The 15,231-nt window shown below is 67.8% G+C and carries 15 protein-coding genes; 9 read left to right on the plus strand and 6 right to left on the minus strand.

All coding sequences use genetic code 11. The annotated features are described in order from the left end of the window. Window positions 1-10: 10 nt before the first annotated feature. Both NE2_RS28785 and NE2_RS28790 read left to right on the plus strand, forming a co-directional pair. Window positions 11-982 (plus strand): o-succinylbenzoate synthase, encoded by a 972-nt coding sequence (locus tag NE2_RS28785; protein ID WP_063031148.1) that lies wholly within the window; start codon window positions 11-13, stop codon window positions 980-982. 122 nt (window positions 983-1,104) lie between these two features. Further along, window positions 1,105-1,902 (plus strand): VOC family protein, encoded by a 798-nt coding sequence (locus NE2_RS28790; RefSeq protein ID WP_063031150.1) that lies wholly within the window; start codon window positions 1,105-1,107, stop codon window positions 1,900-1,902. A 42-nt stretch (window positions 1,903-1,944) separates the two neighbouring features. Here the strand turns inward: NE2_RS28790 and NE2_RS28795 are convergent, their stop codons facing one another. Next, a complete protein-coding gene (locus NE2_RS28795; protein ID WP_063031153.1) occupies window positions 1,945-2,457 on the minus strand; it encodes a TIGR04338 family metallohydrolase in 513 nt (170 codons plus the stop codon). 64 nt (window positions 2,458-2,521) lie between these two features. Then, window positions 2,522-3,361 (minus strand): DUF2786 domain-containing protein, encoded by an 840-nt coding sequence (locus tag NE2_RS28800; protein ID WP_063031179.1) that lies wholly within the window; start codon window positions 3,359-3,361, stop codon window positions 2,522-2,524. Between the two features lie 357 nt (window positions 3,362-3,718). On the opposite strand from NE2_RS28800, the gene NE2_RS28805 reads away from it, so the two are divergent. The 3 genes from NE2_RS28805 (at window position 3,719) to NE2_RS28815 (ending at window position 6,902) form a co-directional block, all read left to right on the plus strand. Continuing rightward, complete coding sequence (locus NE2_RS28805) at window positions 3,719-4,981, plus strand: ABC transporter substrate-binding protein (protein WP_373862288.1); 1,263 nt, start codon at window positions 3,719-3,721, stop codon at window positions 4,979-4,981. Between the two features lie 86 nt (window positions 4,982-5,067). Then, window positions 5,068-6,051, plus strand: coding sequence for a carbohydrate ABC transporter permease (locus NE2_RS28810; protein ID WP_051043442.1), 984 nt, complete (start codon window positions 5,068-5,070; stop codon window positions 6,049-6,051). Further along, window positions 6,051-6,902 carry a carbohydrate ABC transporter permease gene (locus NE2_RS28815; protein ID WP_063031157.1) on the plus strand — a complete coding sequence of 284 codons (852 nt, stop codon included), beginning with the start codon at window positions 6,051-6,053 and terminating at the stop codon, window positions 6,900-6,902. The genes NE2_RS28810 and NE2_RS28815 overlap by 1 nt, the downstream gene beginning before the upstream one ends. Here the strand turns inward: NE2_RS28815 and NE2_RS28820 are convergent. Together NE2_RS28820 and NE2_RS28825 are read right to left on the minus strand one after the other, a co-directional pair. Further along, complete coding sequence (locus NE2_RS28820; protein ID WP_233429902.1) at window positions 6,892-7,548, minus strand: HAD family hydrolase; 657 nt, start codon at window positions 7,546-7,548, stop codon at window positions 6,892-6,894. The genes NE2_RS28815 and NE2_RS28820 overlap by 11 nt on opposite strands. Beyond that, window positions 7,542-8,720: an MFS transporter gene (locus NE2_RS28825; RefSeq protein WP_218018685.1), complete on the minus strand. Its 1,179-nt coding sequence runs from the start codon at window positions 8,718-8,720 to the stop codon at window positions 7,542-7,544. The genes NE2_RS28820 and NE2_RS28825 overlap by 7 nt, the downstream gene beginning before the upstream one ends. A gap of 520 nt (window positions 8,721-9,240) precedes the next feature. Between NE2_RS28825 and NE2_RS28830 the strand changes: the two genes are divergently transcribed. The 3 genes from NE2_RS28830 (at window position 9,241) to NE2_RS28840 (ending at window position 12,585) form a co-directional block, all read left to right on the plus strand. After that, window positions 9,241-11,538 carry a transglycosylase domain-containing protein gene (locus NE2_RS28830; protein ID WP_063031159.1) on the plus strand — a complete coding sequence of 766 codons (2,298 nt, stop codon included), beginning with the start codon at window positions 9,241-9,243 and terminating at the stop codon, window positions 11,536-11,538. Window positions 11,539-11,649: 111 nt separating this feature from the next. Next, window positions 11,650-12,153, plus strand: coding sequence for a GyrI-like domain-containing protein (locus NE2_RS28835; protein WP_063011594.1), 504 nt, complete (start codon window positions 11,650-11,652; stop codon window positions 12,151-12,153). 6 nt (window positions 12,154-12,159) lie between these two features. Then, window positions 12,160-12,585, plus strand: a complete 426-nt coding sequence (locus tag NE2_RS28840) for a GyrI-like domain-containing protein (RefSeq protein WP_062966483.1) — start codon at window positions 12,160-12,162, stop codon at window positions 12,583-12,585. A 214-nt stretch (window positions 12,586-12,799) separates the two neighbouring features. Here the strand turns inward: NE2_RS28840 and NE2_RS28845 are convergent, their stop codons facing one another. Both NE2_RS28845 and NE2_RS28850 read right to left on the minus strand, forming a co-directional pair. Next, window positions 12,800-13,894, minus strand: coding sequence for an inositol-3-phosphate synthase (locus NE2_RS28845; RefSeq protein WP_063031161.1), 1,095 nt, complete (start codon window positions 13,892-13,894; stop codon window positions 12,800-12,802). After that, window positions 13,887-14,444 carry a PadR family transcriptional regulator gene (locus NE2_RS28850; protein ID WP_036507131.1) on the minus strand — a complete coding sequence of 186 codons (558 nt, stop codon included), beginning with the start codon at window positions 14,442-14,444 and terminating at the stop codon, window positions 13,887-13,889. The genes NE2_RS28845 and NE2_RS28850 overlap by 8 nt, the downstream gene beginning before the upstream one ends. Before the next feature lie 146 nt (window positions 14,445-14,590). On the opposite strand from NE2_RS28850, the gene NE2_RS28855 reads away from it, so the two are divergent. Then, complete coding sequence (locus NE2_RS28855) at window positions 14,591-15,004, plus strand: DUF5318 domain-containing protein (RefSeq protein WP_030514161.1); 414 nt, start codon at window positions 14,591-14,593, stop codon at window positions 15,002-15,004. Window positions 15,005-15,231 lie beyond the last annotated feature (227 nt).

Here is a 15,231-nt window from a genome sequence, read left to right on the forward strand (position 1 = left end):
GCTGGCCCGGGTGAGCGATCTGGATCCGGCGGCGGCCCTGGTTTACGCGATTCCGCTGCGTACTCGCTTCCGCGGCATCACCGTCCGTGAGGGAATGCTGCTCGAAGGACCGCGCGGCTGGGGTGAGTTCTGCCCGTTCGTCGAATACGACGACCGCGAGGCCGCGAACTGGCTCGCCACCACGGTCGAGCAGATCGAGGAAGGCTGGCCGGAACCGGTCCGGGATCGCATTCCGGTCAATTGCACCGTTCCCGCGGTCGGACCCGAGCGCGCGTATTCCATCGTCGCCGAATCCGGTTGCCACACCGCGAAAGTCAAGATCGCCGATCATCCCGACTCGCTCGCCGAGGATATCGAGCGGGTGGCGGCCGTCCGCGATGCGCTGGGCCGCGACGGCGCCGTCCGGGTCGATGCCAACGCGGTCTGGGATGTCGATACCGCGGTCACCAACTTGCGTCAGATCGACCGTGCCGCACAGGGTTTGGAATACGCCGAGCAACCGTGCCGGACAATCGAGGAGCTGGCGGCGGTGCGGCGGCGGGTCGACATTCCCGTCGCCGCGGACGAATCCATCCGGCGTGCCGAGGATCCGCTGCGGGTCGCGGTGGCGGGAGCGGCCGATATCGCCGTACTGAAATGCACGCCGCTCGGCGGGGTGCGGCGGGCACTGCGGGTGGCGCAGGCGGCGGGACTGCCGTGCGTGATCTCCTCGGCACTGGAGACGAGCGTCGGACTGTCGGCCCAGCTCGCGCTGGCCGGCGCCCTGCCGGAACTCGACCACGCCTGCGGGCTGGGCACCGTCGACCTGTTCACCGGCGACGTGGTCGCGGAGTCACTACGCCCCGTCGACGGATATCTGAGCGTTCCGCGCACCCCGCCCATCCCGGATCCCGCACTGCTGGAACGCTTCCGCCATCCCGATCCGGAGCGCACGGCGTGGTGGCGAAGCCGGCTGGAGCGGGTGCTGCGGCTCCTGGATTGATCGCGGCCTCTCACGCCTCGGCGGGTGCGGGACGAGGGTTTTCCCATCCGCCCGTCTGTGATTAGCTGATCGTGTGCCATCGGCAGTTCTCACGTGCTCGAACACACGATAGGAGTTCCGCAATGCCCACTCGTGATTCTGCGTGGCCGCAGGGTACGCCCTGCTGGATCGACTGTTCGGTCGACAATCCGCAGGCTGCCCGCGACTTCTACTCCGGTTTGCTGGGGTGGGAGATCATGGACAGCCCGCCCGAGGCCGGGGGATATCTGATGGCGATGCTGAACGGTAAACCGGCCGCCGGAATCGGCCCCAAGATGGGCGAGGCGCCGATGCCCTCGGTGTGGACCACCTACCTCGCCGCCGACGACGTCGACGCGGTCGCCGAGGCCATCGGCGCGGCCGGGGGAACCGTGTTCGTCCCGCCCTTCGATGTCATGGACGTGGGCCGCATGTGCGTGGCCTCCGACCCGACCGGCGGCATCTTCGGCGTCTGGCAGGCCAAAGCCCACACCGGCGCCGGTATTTACAACGAACCCGGCTCCTATTGCTGGAACGAACTGCACACCGGCGACTACGCCACCGCACAGGAGTTCTACCGCCGCGTCTTCGGCTGGACCTTCGACGAAATCGGCGACGGTGAGAACTTCGTCTATTCCACCTTCTCCCCGCCCGGCGCGGACGTCGCCGGCGGCGTCATGGACGCCGGCAGCGCACCCGGCGACAACCCGCCCTACTGGCTCACCTGGTTCCAGGTCGCCGGGACGGACGAAAGACTCTCCCGCGCAACCGAACTCGGTGCCACGGCACTGATGGGACCGGACGACACGCCGTTCGGCCGCTCCGCCGTCGTCCAGGCTCCGCAGGGCGAGATCTTCGGCCTCATCGACCCTACGGTGCGGGCGCAGGCGCCCGGGCAGTAGCGCTCGTGTCCCGGGCCGTGCGGTACGGCCCGGGACATCGGTTCATCCCACTCGGGCGCCACAGTCGTGCAGAGTGGCGCGCAGAAGAAGGGCGGCTTCCGGGCCGATGATCCCGTCGACCAACTCGAGGTAGCGCGTACAGAATTCCGGGCCGTGCGGGGCGAGGTCGGCGCCGGGCGGCTCCAAGTGGTGGGCGATTTCGTGGAGTATGACCAGTTCGCGCAGCGCCCACGCGGTTCCGCCGGTGTGTAGGGGGACGGCAAGGACGGCGCGGCCGGTTTCGTAGTGCGCCGCGGCGGTGCCCGCGCGGGCACGCACCGCGAGCGGCATATCGGCCCGAAGCCATTGCGCGCGTACCCAATTCAATGCCAGTATCCGGTCCACATAGCTCTGGACCGACTCGACCGAGGCGAACTTCCGCTCGATCGGCAGCGTGAGCTGCGAGCCGTGCAAGTCGACCGTGCGAGCCCCGAATTCCTCGGCTCGTTCGAACATCCGCCGCACCAGACCCTCGGCATCGTAAACGCGGCTGCGCTGCGAATCTCGCTTCGTCACAACTGCGGCTCGCGGTGCGACGGGCACATCAGGACGGCGCCGCACTGCGCCGCTCTCGTGCGGCTCATGCTCCGGGCGCTTCGAGACGCCCTCGCCCGGTGGACAATTCGGGGGATAAACCCAGCCGTGCGCTTCGGCCGGCACGATCCCCGGCACGTCGCGCGGCCGGCGAGTACCCCGTGGATTCCTGCGGGCCGCGCCAGGTGCCGCGGGCGTCGGAGGTGCGGGAGTAGAAATCGGTGAGCTCGAGGTCCTTGTTGCGCAGGGCCAGCGCGGTGCCCGCGGCCGATTCCGCGGAGCCGGGATCGTCGCGCACCGCCTCGGCCTCCACATCCGCCTTCACCTGCGCGAGCCGGCGGCCGATCCGGTCGGCGAAGGCCATCTGGAAATTCAGCCGAGCCGTCACCGCTGCGACAGGGGCCTGTATGCGACGCTGCACCCTGCGACCCCAGCGCGTCTCCACCACGACCTTCTCCACGGTCGCCGATTTGTAGGCGCCGGATTTGATGTAGTGGTCCGACGCCCGCACCATCTGCACCAGCAGGCTCGTGTACAGCGCCTCGCAGGTCGCGATATCGGTGTCGAAGCCGTAGGCGTACACCTGCGTGGACGTGCGGGTCACATCGCAGCGCACATCGTTGGCCGCGGCGATCGCCACGAACAACTGCACGTAGGTGCGCAGCCCTTTCTTCCCCGCCTCGCCGATCGGGACGACCTTCTGCATCGGTGTCGGGCGGCGTTCGCGGCCGGCGATATGGGCACGGGCCACCGCCAGGTCGATCGACGAACGGGTCGCCAGGCGCTGGGCAGCCGCCATGAACGCCTCGGCCTCGTGCTCGTTGTCGGTCGACTCGGCCTGACGCAACAGCCCACCGATCCGGGTGAGCAACTTGTCCTGGGGCATCTGGGTCGACATCGAGCGCCAGGATACGAGAACGCACCGACATCCCCATACGATCGCCGGGGGAAGGCGGCAGCTCGCGTAACCACGGAGGGCGGGGGCGGACGCCGAATCCCACCCGGAGGTAGCACCCGCCCGGAGGCGGCAGCTCGCGTAACCACGGAGGGCGGGGGCGGACGCCGAATCCCACGGAGCAGCCGAACAATGTATCTTGCCTTGTGCAACCGGCGCAGTGTGCGGGCGCTCACGCCTGGCACCTGTGTTCGTTACGACCCTGGAGTATCGATGGCTTTGAACAAGGCGTCCTCGAACAAGGCGCGTAAGGTTCGCGCGCGCGCCGCGTCACGACGCTCGTCCCTCGTGTCCCGCGCCGCACTGGCCACCGCGTCGGTGGCACTGCTCACCGCCGGGTTGACGAGCGCCTGTTCGAGCGGCGACGGCAGCAACCCGACTGGCCAGAACCTGGGCGGGCGCGGTCCGATCACCTATGTCGAGGGTAAGGACACCACCGAGACGGGTGCGGTCAAGCAGCTCATCGACCGGTGGAACGCCGCCCATCCGAACGAGCAGGTGACGTTCAAAGAGCAGTCCAACGACGCGTCCCAGCAGTACGACGACCTGGCCCAGCACATGCGGGCCAAACAGTCCGACTACGACGTGATGGCGCTGGACGTGCCGTGGACCGCCGAGTTCGCGGCCAAGGGCTGGATTCAGCCGCTGAAGGACTCCTTCGCCCTCGACACCTCCACGCTGCTCTCGCCGACCGTCGCCAGCGCGACCTACCAGGGCACCCTCTACGCCGCGCCGCGCAACACCAACGGCGGCCTGCTGTACTACCGCAAGGATCTGGTACCGAATCCGCCGAAGACCTGGCCGGAACTGCTGGCCGACTGCAATATCGCGCGTGATCACGGAATCGGCTGCTACGCAGGGCAGTTCGCGCCCTACGAAGGTCTGACCGTGAACGCGGCCGAGGTGATCAACGCCTACGGCGGCTCGTTCGTCGGCCCGGACGGCAAGACCGCGACCGTGAACTCCCCGCAGTCGCGCGCCGGCCTGCAGGTGCTCACCGACGCCTACAAGAACGGCGACATCCCCAAGGAGGCCATCTCCTTCAAGGAGCCGGAGAGCCAGAACGCCTTCGCCTCGGGCAAGCTGCTGTTCCTGCGCACCTGGCCCAACTTCTACGGTGTGGCCCAGGCCGACTCCTCCGCGGTGAAGGGCAATTTCGGCGTCTCCCCGCTGCCCGGTAAGGACGGCATCGGCGCCTCCACGCTCGGTGGTTACAACGCCGCCATCAGCGCCTACTCCAAGCACAAGGCCACCGCGCTGGACTTCCTGCGCTTCCTGATCAGCGAGGATGCCCAGCGCATCGTCGCCGAGGGCGCGTTCCCGTCGGTCCGGTCGTCGATGTACGACGATCCGGCGCTGATCGCGAAGTTCCCGTATCTGCCCGCGCTGAAGGATTCGATCGCCAGCGCTGTGCCGCGCCCGGTGACCCCCTTCTACCCGGCGGTGTCGAAGGCCATCCAGGACAACGCATATGCTGCGTTGACCGGTAAGAAATCAGTCGATGACGCGATCATCGGCATGCAGAAGGGCATCGAAGCCGCCGGCTCCTGACCCTGTCCGCAGTCTGCCCCGTAGGAGAGTTGAACGTGTCGAGTCCTTCGGGTGCGACCGATCTCGCGCCACCCGACGATCTGCCGGTGAGCCCGAAACCGAAGCGCGACAGTAACTCCCGGGGCTTACGGCTCCCGCAGGGGTCGGGGCGCGCGTGGTTGTTCGTCGCACCGGTGCTGGTGGCGCTCGCGGTCGTCATCGGCTATCCGGTGGTGCGCGCGGTGTGGATGTCGTTCCAGAAGGACGCCGGGCTCGACCCCGCCACCGGCATGTTCGTCGAGGGCGGCAGCGCCGGGTTCAGCAACTACACGCACTGGCTGCTGCAGCAGTGCACCCTGCCCGGCGGCGGAACCGAGCCGTGCCCCACCGGCAACCTGGGGTCGCAGTTCTGGGCGGCCATCGGGATCACCCTGCTGTTCACGGTGATCACCGTGACGCTGGAGGCGACCATCGGCCTCGGCATGGCGACCGTGATGGGCAAGACCTTCCGCGGCCGCGCGCTGCTGCGTGCCGCGGTGCTGATCCCCTGGGCCATCCCGACCGCGGTGACCGCCCGGTTGTGGGAGTTCATGTTCCAGTACAACGGCGTGGTCAACCGGGTGCTGCACACGCACATCCTGTGGCAGACCGATCCGTGGTGGTCGCGATTCGCGGTGATCATCGCCGACGTCTGGAAGACCACCCCGTTCATGGCGTTGCTGATTCTCGCCGGACTGCAGGTGATCCCGAACGACGTGTACGAGGCGGCCAAGGTCGACGGCGCCTCGGCGTGGCAGCGCTTCACCCACATCACGCTGCCGCTGCTGAAGCCGGCGCTGCTGGTCGCGGTGCTGTTCCGGACCATGGACGCGCTGCGCCTCTACGACCTGCCGGCCATCATGATGCAGGGCAACCCGGCGACCCGGACCATTTCGATCCTCGTGGTCGATCAGGTGCGGCAGGGCTCCAACAGCGCGGCCGCGCTGTCGGTGCTCACCTTCCTGATGATTTTCGCGGTGGCATTCGTGCTGGTGAAGATACTGGGCGCCAATGCGGTGGCGACGCAGGAAGAACAGCGGAAGGCACATTGATGACCACTGCTACCTCTGGGCGCAAACCGTGGCGGTCCGCGCGGGTGTACGTCGGTGCGTTGATCGTGCTGATCTGGGGCCTGGCCCCGTTCTACTGGATGGCGGTGACCGCCTTCCGCGATCCGGACTACACCTTCGACAACACCCCGTGGCCCACCCACCTGACCTTCGAGAACTTCCGCAACGCGTTCGACACCAGCCGCGGCAACGACTTCGGGCGGGCGCTGACCAACAGCGTCGTCATCGGCGCGGCCACCACCGTGATCGCACTGCTGATCGGCATGATGGCCGCCTACGCCTTGGCGCGCATGGCCTTTCGCGGTAAGACCCTCGTGGCCGGCTTGATCCTGAGCGCCTCGATGTTCCCGGTGGTCGTCCTGGTGACGCCGCTGTTCCAGCTGTTCACCAACATCGGCTGGATCGGGCACTACCAGGCGATGATCATCCCGAACATCTCGTTCGTGCTGCCGATGACGGTCTACGTCCTGGCCTCGTTCTTCGGCGAGCTGCCCTGGGAGCTCGAGGAAGCGGCCCGGATCGACGGCGCGAGCCGGTTCCAGGCGTTCCGGCTGGTGATGCTGCCGCTGGCCGCGCCCGCGGTGTTCACCACGGCGATCCTCGCGTTCATCGCCGCGGTGAACGAGTACCTGCTGGCCAGTCTGCTCTCGGTCGACCGGACAGAACCCGTGACGGTCGCGATCGCGCGGTTCTCCGGTAACGATCCGCTGGTGCAGCCGTATGCGGCGATCATGGCGGCGGGCATCATCGTCACCGTGCCGCTGGTGATCATGGTGTTGCTGTTCCAGCGCCGCATCATCTCCGGCCTCACCGCGGGCGGCGTCAAGAGCTAGGGCAGGCGGCGGCCGATTTCGTCCCGAGCTGCCTTTCGATATCGGCGGGTGAGCCGGTGTAGTGGAGGGTTCGCAGGCCGAGTCGTGCCGCCGCTTCGCAGTTGTCGGGTCGGTCGTCGATGAACATCACACGACCCGGATCACCGACTCCGGTGGCGGCCAAGGCATTTCGGTAGGTGTCGAGGTGCGGTTTGTTCATGCCGAGCCGGGCCGAGTAGAGGGCATCGGTCATCAGGCCGCGCCAGTCGGAGGCGTCGAGCGCGTCGCCGACCGGGTGGGGCGCGTTGGACAGCAACACCATCGGCAGATCCGCCTGGCGGGCCTGGTGCAGGAGGCTGACGACGCGGTGATCGGTCCGCGTCCACAACGCGGTGTCGACGGCACGTAAGCGGGTGAGCAATGCCGGTTCGGGCCGGCGGCCGAGCACCGCGGTCCAGAAGTCCGTGTCGTCGAACTCGCCGGAATCGTAGGGTTCGCGAGCGCTCCAGAAGGCGGTCTGGAAGTGAGTGAGGTCCTCGGTGCGCCATCCGGCGAGTTCGGCGAGACCGCTCCACATGGGAGTGGTCGGCTGCAGGCCGATGACGCCGTTGTAGTCGAAGATGACCGCGTCGAGGTCCGTGGATGAGTGAGACAGAGCGCTTACCACTGGTTCTCCAATGCTCGATGAGACAGAGCGGCCACGCCCGCGGCGAGCAAGGCGGGCAGCACGAGGGCGACGGGCAGGGTCGTGACGGTGGCCACGGCCCCGATGAGGGCCGGTCCCGCGAGTAGTCCGAGATATCCGGCGACGGCCACGGCGGCGACGGCGCGCGGACCTCCCGTGCCGGCCGTGCTGAACAGGGAAGGAATCGTGACGGCTAGGCCGAGGCCGAAGACGGCCCAGCCGGCCAACGCGAAGGGCACATCGTTGACCGACACACCGGTGAGAAGTCCGGCCGACGCCAGAATCGCGCCTGCCCGAACGACTTTCGGCGCTCCGAAGCGAGCGGTGAGCCGATCGCCGACGAGACGTCCGGCCGCCATCGCGGCGCTGTACGCGGCGTATGCGCCGGCGCCGACCGCGGCCGAGGCGTGCAGGCCGGTCAGGTGGACCGCCGACCAATCGGCCGCCGCGCCCTCGCCGAGCAGACACGCCGCGGCCAGTCCGCCCAGCAACCAGATCCGGGACCGCGACAGTCCGGGCGCACGCTCACCAACCACTGCCCCCGGGTAGGCAACCGGCGAGCCGACACAGCGCGTGGCGGGCGCCGCGGCGATCGTCGCGAGGACGACCGCGGCCGCGGTGAGACCGAAGACGTAAGTGTGCGAAATATGCGCGGCGACAACGGCTATCACCGCTCCGCCCAGCGCGCCGAGGCTGTAGGCCGCGTGCAGGCCGGACATGATCGGCCGGCCGTAGGCGTTCTGGCAGCGTACTGCGGCGGCATTCGCCGCGACGTCGAGTACCCCGTGCGCGGCGCCGAAGCACAGCGCCGCGGCGACGAGCGCGATCGGCATCCGGCAGCTGCCGACCAGCGCGAGACACAGGGCCAGACCGACTCCGCCGACGGTCAACAGCTGGGGCAATCGAGCAGGCCGGGCGAGGCGACCGCCGACCTGGAGGCCGGCGACCATGCCGACCGCGGCGGCGAGCAGGACCCCGGCCAGCCCGGCGGTGCCGAGTCCGGCGGATTCCTGGACCGCGGGGATCCGCGTTCCCCAGACGGCCATCACCACGCCGAGACCGGCGAAGTAACCCGTCAGCAGGCCACGGCTCCGGACGACGTCGTCGGGTATGTCGAGTACGCGATTCGGAGGCATCGCGATGGTGCGTGTCATGAAGGCTCCATCAGTGCCGCCACCGATTTCGGGGTCGACGACGACCCGCGCGATCGGCGGTGGACGGATATGACGATTCCCGCCTCGTGCCAGGGCAGAGGCACACGGACGGCGGGAGAAAGACGTTCGGCGAGTGAGAGATCGAATGCGATGCGCGACGTTGCACGTGGGCAAAACGGAAGCTACCAGGCAGTTTGTCGAGCTACCATTCGGAACGACCGCTCGTGCCTCACTTCACAAAATCCATGTCGGATGTCTAATTCATCCGTTTCGGTCCGGGCAACCGGGCGGTCGACACGGCGTCGGATATCCGTTGCGTTCCGCCTCTGCTTCATGGCGGTGAGTCCGGTTGCCGACGTGGTTATTCGGCTCACACCGATGCGCCGTCGGCCGGTCGTGACCGGTTTTCGAATGAGATCACGATTTACTGGGTATTAGCTGTTCTGGTTGACGACCGACCGGCCCCGTAGGCTGGACGGGATCGTTGTTTCTCGCTGGTTCGCCGACGCTCCGGGAGGAGATGATCGTGAGCTCGACCCGCAAACCGCGGCGCGGCCGCCCGGAAACGGCGCCTTATGCCTCGATTGCCGGGTGGAAGCAGCTCGACGGTGTGTCCCGGCCGAACACCGGGAGGCCCCGCCGCCGCGAGAAACCGGCCGGCGCCCGCGAACGCCCGCCGCGCACACGCGGTCAGCGGATTCGGCGTCTGCTGCTGGCCCTGTTCCTGATCTTCGTCGCGATTCCGTCGTTGCTGTTGGTGCTCGCGTACTGGAGCGCCGAGATACCCGATCCGAGTGCCGTGCAGACCAATCAGATAGCCACCGTCACCGCCGCCGACGGAACGACCGTCCTGGCGAAAATCATTCCCCCCGAAGGCAATCGCACGCCGGTGCCGCTGTCGGAGGTGCCGCAGACCATGCGCGACGCCATGCTTTCGGCCGAGGATCGCGACTTCTACCGCAATCCCGGATTCTCGGCGCCGGCCTTCCTGCGCGCGGCGCGCGACAATCTGCTCGGCCGCGACGACGCGGGCGGTGGATCCACCATCACCCAGCAGTACGTCAAGAACGCCTTCCTCAGCTCGGAGCGCACCCTGTCGCGCAAGATGCGGGAGCTGGTGATCTCGGCGAAGATGGCGCGGCAGTGGAGTAAGGACGACATTCTCGCGGCATATCTCAACACCATCTACTACGGCCGGGATGCCTACGGGATCGCGGCGGCCGCGCGCGCGTACTTCGACAAACCGGTCTCGCAGCTGACCCTTGCCGAGGGCGCGGTCCTGGCCGCAGTGGTGCGCACGCCGTCGATCCTGGACCCCGAGACGCACCTCGAACAGCTGAAAGCCCGGTGGAACTACGTGCTCGACGGCATGGTCGGGATGGGCGTGCTGCCACTCGGCGAACGCGACAAGGTGCGATTCCCGACGATCGCGCCCGCACCCAAACCCGACGACGACGCCGCCCGCGGCCCCGCCGGGCTGATCCGCACCCAGGTGCTGAAGGAGTTGCGCGCGGCGGGGATCAGCGATCAGGAGATCAACACCGGCGCGTTGCAGATCACGACGACCATCGACGCCAAAGCGCAGCAGGCCGCGCTGGACGCGGTGCACCGCACCCTCGACGGCCAGCCGCCGCAGCTGCGCAGTGCGGTGGTGTCGATCGATCCGCGTTCGGGTGCGATCCGGGCCTACTACGGCGGCGAAGACGGAGTCGGCTACGACTTCGCCCAGGCTCCCCTGCAGACCGGGTCCTCCTTCAAGACCTTCGCCGTGCTGGCGGCGCTGCAGCAGGGCTTCACGCTGACGTCCCAGCTGGACAGTTCGCCGGTCGTGGTGAACGGGGTGCGGGTGACCAACGTCGAGGGAGAATCCTGCGGAACCTGCAGTCTCGCCGAGGCCTACAAGCGTTCGCTGAACACCAGTTTCATCCGGCTCACCCAAGCCATCGGGCCCCGGGCGGTGGCCGATGCCGCCCACCAGGCCGGTATCCCCCAGCAGATCCCGGGCGTACCGGGCACCTCACTGTCGGAACCCGACGGGCAGCCGGCGCCGACGGTCGTCCTCGGCGTGTACTCGGTGCGGCCCATCGATATGGCCTCGGCCTATGCCACCATCGCGGCGTCGGGCAGCTATCACCAGCCGTACTTCGTGCAGCGAGTGGTGGCCGGTGACGGCCGGGTACTGCTCGATCGTGGGGTGCCCGGGGGCGGGCAGCTGCCGCCGCCGCAGCAGCGCTTCCCGCGCGGGATCACCGATACGGCCACCAAGGCGATGCAGCCCATTCCCGCGTATTCGAACGGCCACACACTGGCGGGGCGTCCGTCGGCGGCCAAGACCGGGACGACGCAGCTCGGAGACACCGGCGAGAACAAGGACGCCTGGATGATCGGTTTCACCCCGTCGCTGTCCACCGCGGTGTGGGTGGGTACCGATCAGCCGGAGCCGATCCGCACGGCGGGCGGCGGCATGATCTACGGCTCCGGGCTGCCGTCCGACATCTGGAAGCGCACCATGGACGGCGCACTCGCCGGCACTCCGGTCGAGCAGTTCGCGAATCCCGATCCGAGCGCCGCGGCCGGGCCGTTCGCGGCGCCCCCGCCACCGAATTCGGCGGGGCCGTTCACGGAGCCGGAGCCCCAGACCGCGGCGCCGCGGCCCACCGGGAACGCGCCGTTCGACGTCCTGCAACCGCCGTCGCAGTCGGAGCGGCAGCCACCGCCGGTGATCGTCATTCCGCCCGCTCCGCCGCCACCGCCGCCACCCCCGCCGCCGCGGCAGGTGGAGATCTTTCCGGGGCTGACCGTCCCGGTTCCGGGATGACGGTCCGATCCGGCACGCTGTGATGAAACGAATTGGAGTAATCCGGCCATCACCCAGCACACGCCGATAGGGTGGAACGGGGTTGAACACGAGACATTAGGGGCGACACGGGTGGATTTCGAAGTGGTGGAGCGCCACGAGACACTGGTGGCGGGCACGGTGCTACGCAGCCCGGCGCTGGCGGTCGAGGGACCGCGCCGGCAGAAGGTGGAAGAGGCGTGGAAGCGAACTCTGGCGCGCCGGTTACCCGGCCCGCCGGCGACCGCATATGTCGACCACGCGCCCGAGATCGGTTCCTATCTGACCCATATCGTCGGCTACCGGTGCGAGAGCCTCGACGATCTGCAGCCCGGTGATGTGCTGGCCCGCGTCCCCGCGGCGAAGTTCGCGCGCTTCCTGCGCACCGGCGACAACCTGGGCGACACCATCGTCTCGATCTGGCGCGCGGTCTGGGATCTGGAAGCGGCCGGCGCGCTGGTGCGGGCCTACACCGGCGATTTCGAGCACTATCCGGAGGCGCGCACGGTCGAGGTGTTCGTCGCCCTGCAGAGCGATCCGCTGACCGACGCGTTGAACAACGGTGTGGCCCAAGCCGATTCCGGCGAGAACAGGTAGGGACTCGTGGACTTCGAAATCGTCACCCTGGAACCGAGCCTCGTCGGCGGTCTCACCGTCCCGCTGGCCGGGCGCGAGGTGACCGCACGAGATCTGGATCTGGTGAACTTCACCTGGGACCGCTATCTGTCGCGGGAGAAGAACGTCCCGCGCGTCGCGGCCTACATCGGCCAGGACGACCACGCCGTCGCGGTCCTCGGCTACGAACTCGGCGGACTCGACGAACTCGACACCGGCGACGTGATCACCCGCATTCCCGCGGGTCGCTACGCCAAATTCGTCGTCTCCGACAAGCCCTACGACCTGCTCCGCACCGCCTGGGCCGAGGTCGCCAAGGCCGAAAGCGCCGGCACGATCACCCGCTCCCACACCGCGGAGATCGAACGCTACACCGGCCCCACCTCGGTCGAGGTGTACGTGTCACTCGACTGAGCGCCGAACGGAAGAGAACGAAATCAGGCTGGGCCCCTGCGGAAAATCGCGGGGGCCCAGCCTGATTCGAAGTCCGGTGCGACAGGCGACATCCGCGCCCACACCAACCCCGCACGGGCCGACCTCGAGGAGGCCCCGTTCGCGGCCGGCTCGCCGAGCGAAGCGAGGCCATCAGACACCGCGCCGCGAACACGCCGAGCGAAGCGAGGCCGAACTACTCAGCGCCGATGATGAACGCTTCCAGCTGGGTGCGCGCGACGTCGTCGGCGAGCTGCTTCGGCGGGGACTTCATCAGGTAGGCCGACGCCGGGATGACGGGTCCGCCGATGCCGCGGTCCTTGGCGATCTTGGCGGCGCGCACGGCGTCGATGATGATGCCGGCCGAGTTCGGCGAGTCCCACACCTCGAGCTTGTACTCCAGGTTCAGCGGCACGTCACCGAAGGCGCGGCCCTCGAGGCGCACGTAGGCCCACTTGCGGTCGTCGAGCCAGCCGACGTGGTCGGACGGGCCGATGTGCACGTCGTTGGCGCCCAGCTCCCTCTTCAGGTTGCTGGTGACCGCCTGGGTCTTGGAGATCTTCTTCGACTCCAGGCGCTCGCGCTCGAGCATGTTCTTGAAGTCCATGTTGCCGCCGACGTTGAGCTGCATGGTGCGGTCCAGCTGCACGCCGCGGTCCTCGAACAGCTTGGCCATCACGCGGTGGGTGATGGTCGCGCCGACCTGAGACTTGATGTCGTCACCGACGATCGGCACGCCGGCATCGACGAACTTCTGCGCCCAGGCCGGGTCGGAGGCGATGAAGACGGGCAGCGCGTTCACGAATGCGACGTTGGCGTCGATGGCACACTGCGCGTAGAACTTGTCGGCATCTTCCGAACCGACAGGCAGGTACGAAACCAGCACGTCGACCTCGGCATCCTTCAGCGCCTGCACGACGTCGACCGGCTCGGCCTCGGAGAGCTCGATGGTCTGCGCGTAGTACTTGCCGATGCCGTCGAGAGTCGGGCCCCGCTGGACGGTGACGCCGGTCGGCGGCACGTCGGAGATCTTGATGGTGTTGTTCTCGCTGGCGAAGATCGCATCGGACAGGTCGAATCCGACCTTCTTCGCGTCGACGTCGAATGCGGCGACGAACTTCACATCGCGCACGTGGTACTGGCCGAACTTGACGTGCATGAGGCCGGGCACAGTCGAGTTCTCGTCTGCGTCCTTGTAGTACTGCACGCCCTGGACCAGCGAGGAGGCGCAGTTGCCCACGCCGACGATGGCCACGCGAATCTCATTGGCAGCCGGGTTGACATCACTCATGGCCGACATTTCCCTCTTTCTGTGGTGCCGCCTTCATTGATTGCTCCGCTGCAATCAACTCGTTGAGCCAGCGCACTTCGCGCTCGCTTGATTCGAGACCGAGTTGATGGAGCTGGCGGGTGTAGCGATCCAGTGTTCCGCTGGCGCGTTTGATCGCCTCCCGCAGTCCTTCTCGGCGCTCCTCGACCTGCCGTCGTCTGCCCTCGAGGATCCGCATCCGCGCCTCGGCGGGGGTGCGGCTGAAGAAGGCGAGATGAACGCCGAAGCCGTCATCGGTGTAGTTCTGCGGGCCGGTATCGGCGAGCAGTTCACCGAACCGCTCTCGACCCGATTCGGTCAGTTGGTAGACCCGGCGGGCCCGGCGGGTGACCGCGCCGGCCGGACTCTCCTCGGCGATCAGACCGTCGGTCTGCATGCGCCGCAGCGTCGGGTACAGCGACCCGTAGGAGAAGGCCCGGAACGGTCCCAACAGGCCCGTCAACCGTTTGCGCAGCTCGTAGCCGTGCATGGGTGACTCCAGGAGCAGCCCGAGAATCGCGAGTTCGAGCACGGGCCTCACCTCCTGACTGTATTGAACAGACCTAACCGATGGATGCGATTACAAACTATATCGGACCGATATAGTGAGTGGAAAGGAACGTGTGGCTTCTCTCGGTGGCATGCCGTGCCCCCGCCGACGCAAGTACTCTGGGACCCGTGCGAATTCAGCGGCAGGTGGTCGACTATGCGCTCCGGCGCAGGTCGCTGCTGGCCGATGTCTATGCGGGCCGTGTGGACGTCGCCGAGGTATGTGATGCGAATCCGTACCTGCTGCGTGCGGCGAAATTCCACGGGCGGGGGAGCGAGGTCACCTGTCCGATCTGCCGAAAAGAGCAGCTCACGCTCGTTTCGTGGGTCTACGGCGACGGATTGGGACCGATCGCGGGTTCGGCCCGAACCCCCGAGGAACTGGTGCGGCTGGCCGAGACTCGGGAAGAGTTCTCGGTGCACGTGGTCGAGGTGTGCCGGACCTGCAGTTGGAATCATCTGGTGCAGTCGTATGTGCTGGGGCACACCCCGGCACCGCGGCGCCGTCGTGGTGGCGGCGCTCGTCGGACTGCCGCCGAATGACGGGCACACTCGACTGATATGTGGAGCGGTTCCCATACCGGCCGACGACGGCCGCGCACGCCCGCACCGAGTTATCCGGACCGTATCGAGTTATGGAGATCCAGGCTGTGACTTCGCCTTACGACGATGGACCGAACGGCGGTCGGCCCCCGCGCGGCCCGCAATCCGGACCCGGTGGTCAACCACCGCGTCCGGCAGGCGGCAACCCGCCCGGCGCCCGGCCGCTA

The organism is Nocardia elegans NBRC 108235, assembly GCF_001612845.1.
In the GTDB taxonomy this organism is placed as follows: Bacteria; Actinomycetota; Actinomycetes; order Mycobacteriales; family Mycobacteriaceae; genus Nocardia; species Nocardia nova.

Excerpts from the sequence above, each read along its gene's own strand:
- NE2_RS28790 (WP_063031150.1), top strand. The coding sequence starts at position 1,105 with ATGCCCACTCGTGATTCTGCGTGGCCGCAGGGTACGCCCTGCTGGATC.
- NE2_RS28800 (WP_063031179.1), bottom strand. The coding sequence starts at position 3,361 with ATGCCCCAGGACAAGTTGCTCACCCGGATCGGTGGGCTGTTGCGTCAG.
- NE2_RS28815 (WP_063031157.1), top strand. The coding sequence starts at position 6,051 with ATGACCACTGCTACCTCTGGGCGCAAACCGTGGCGGTCCGCGCGGGTG.
- NE2_RS28825 (WP_218018685.1), bottom strand. The coding sequence starts at position 8,720 with ATGACACGCACCATCGCGATGCCTCCGAATCGCGTACTCGACATACCC.
- NE2_RS28830 (WP_063031159.1), top strand. The coding sequence starts at position 9,241 with ATGATCGTGAGCTCGACCCGCAAACCGCGGCGCGGCCGCCCGGAAACG.
- NE2_RS28845 (WP_063031161.1), bottom strand. The coding sequence starts at position 13,894 with ATGAGTGATGTCAACCCGGCTGCCAATGAGATTCGCGTGGCCATCGTC.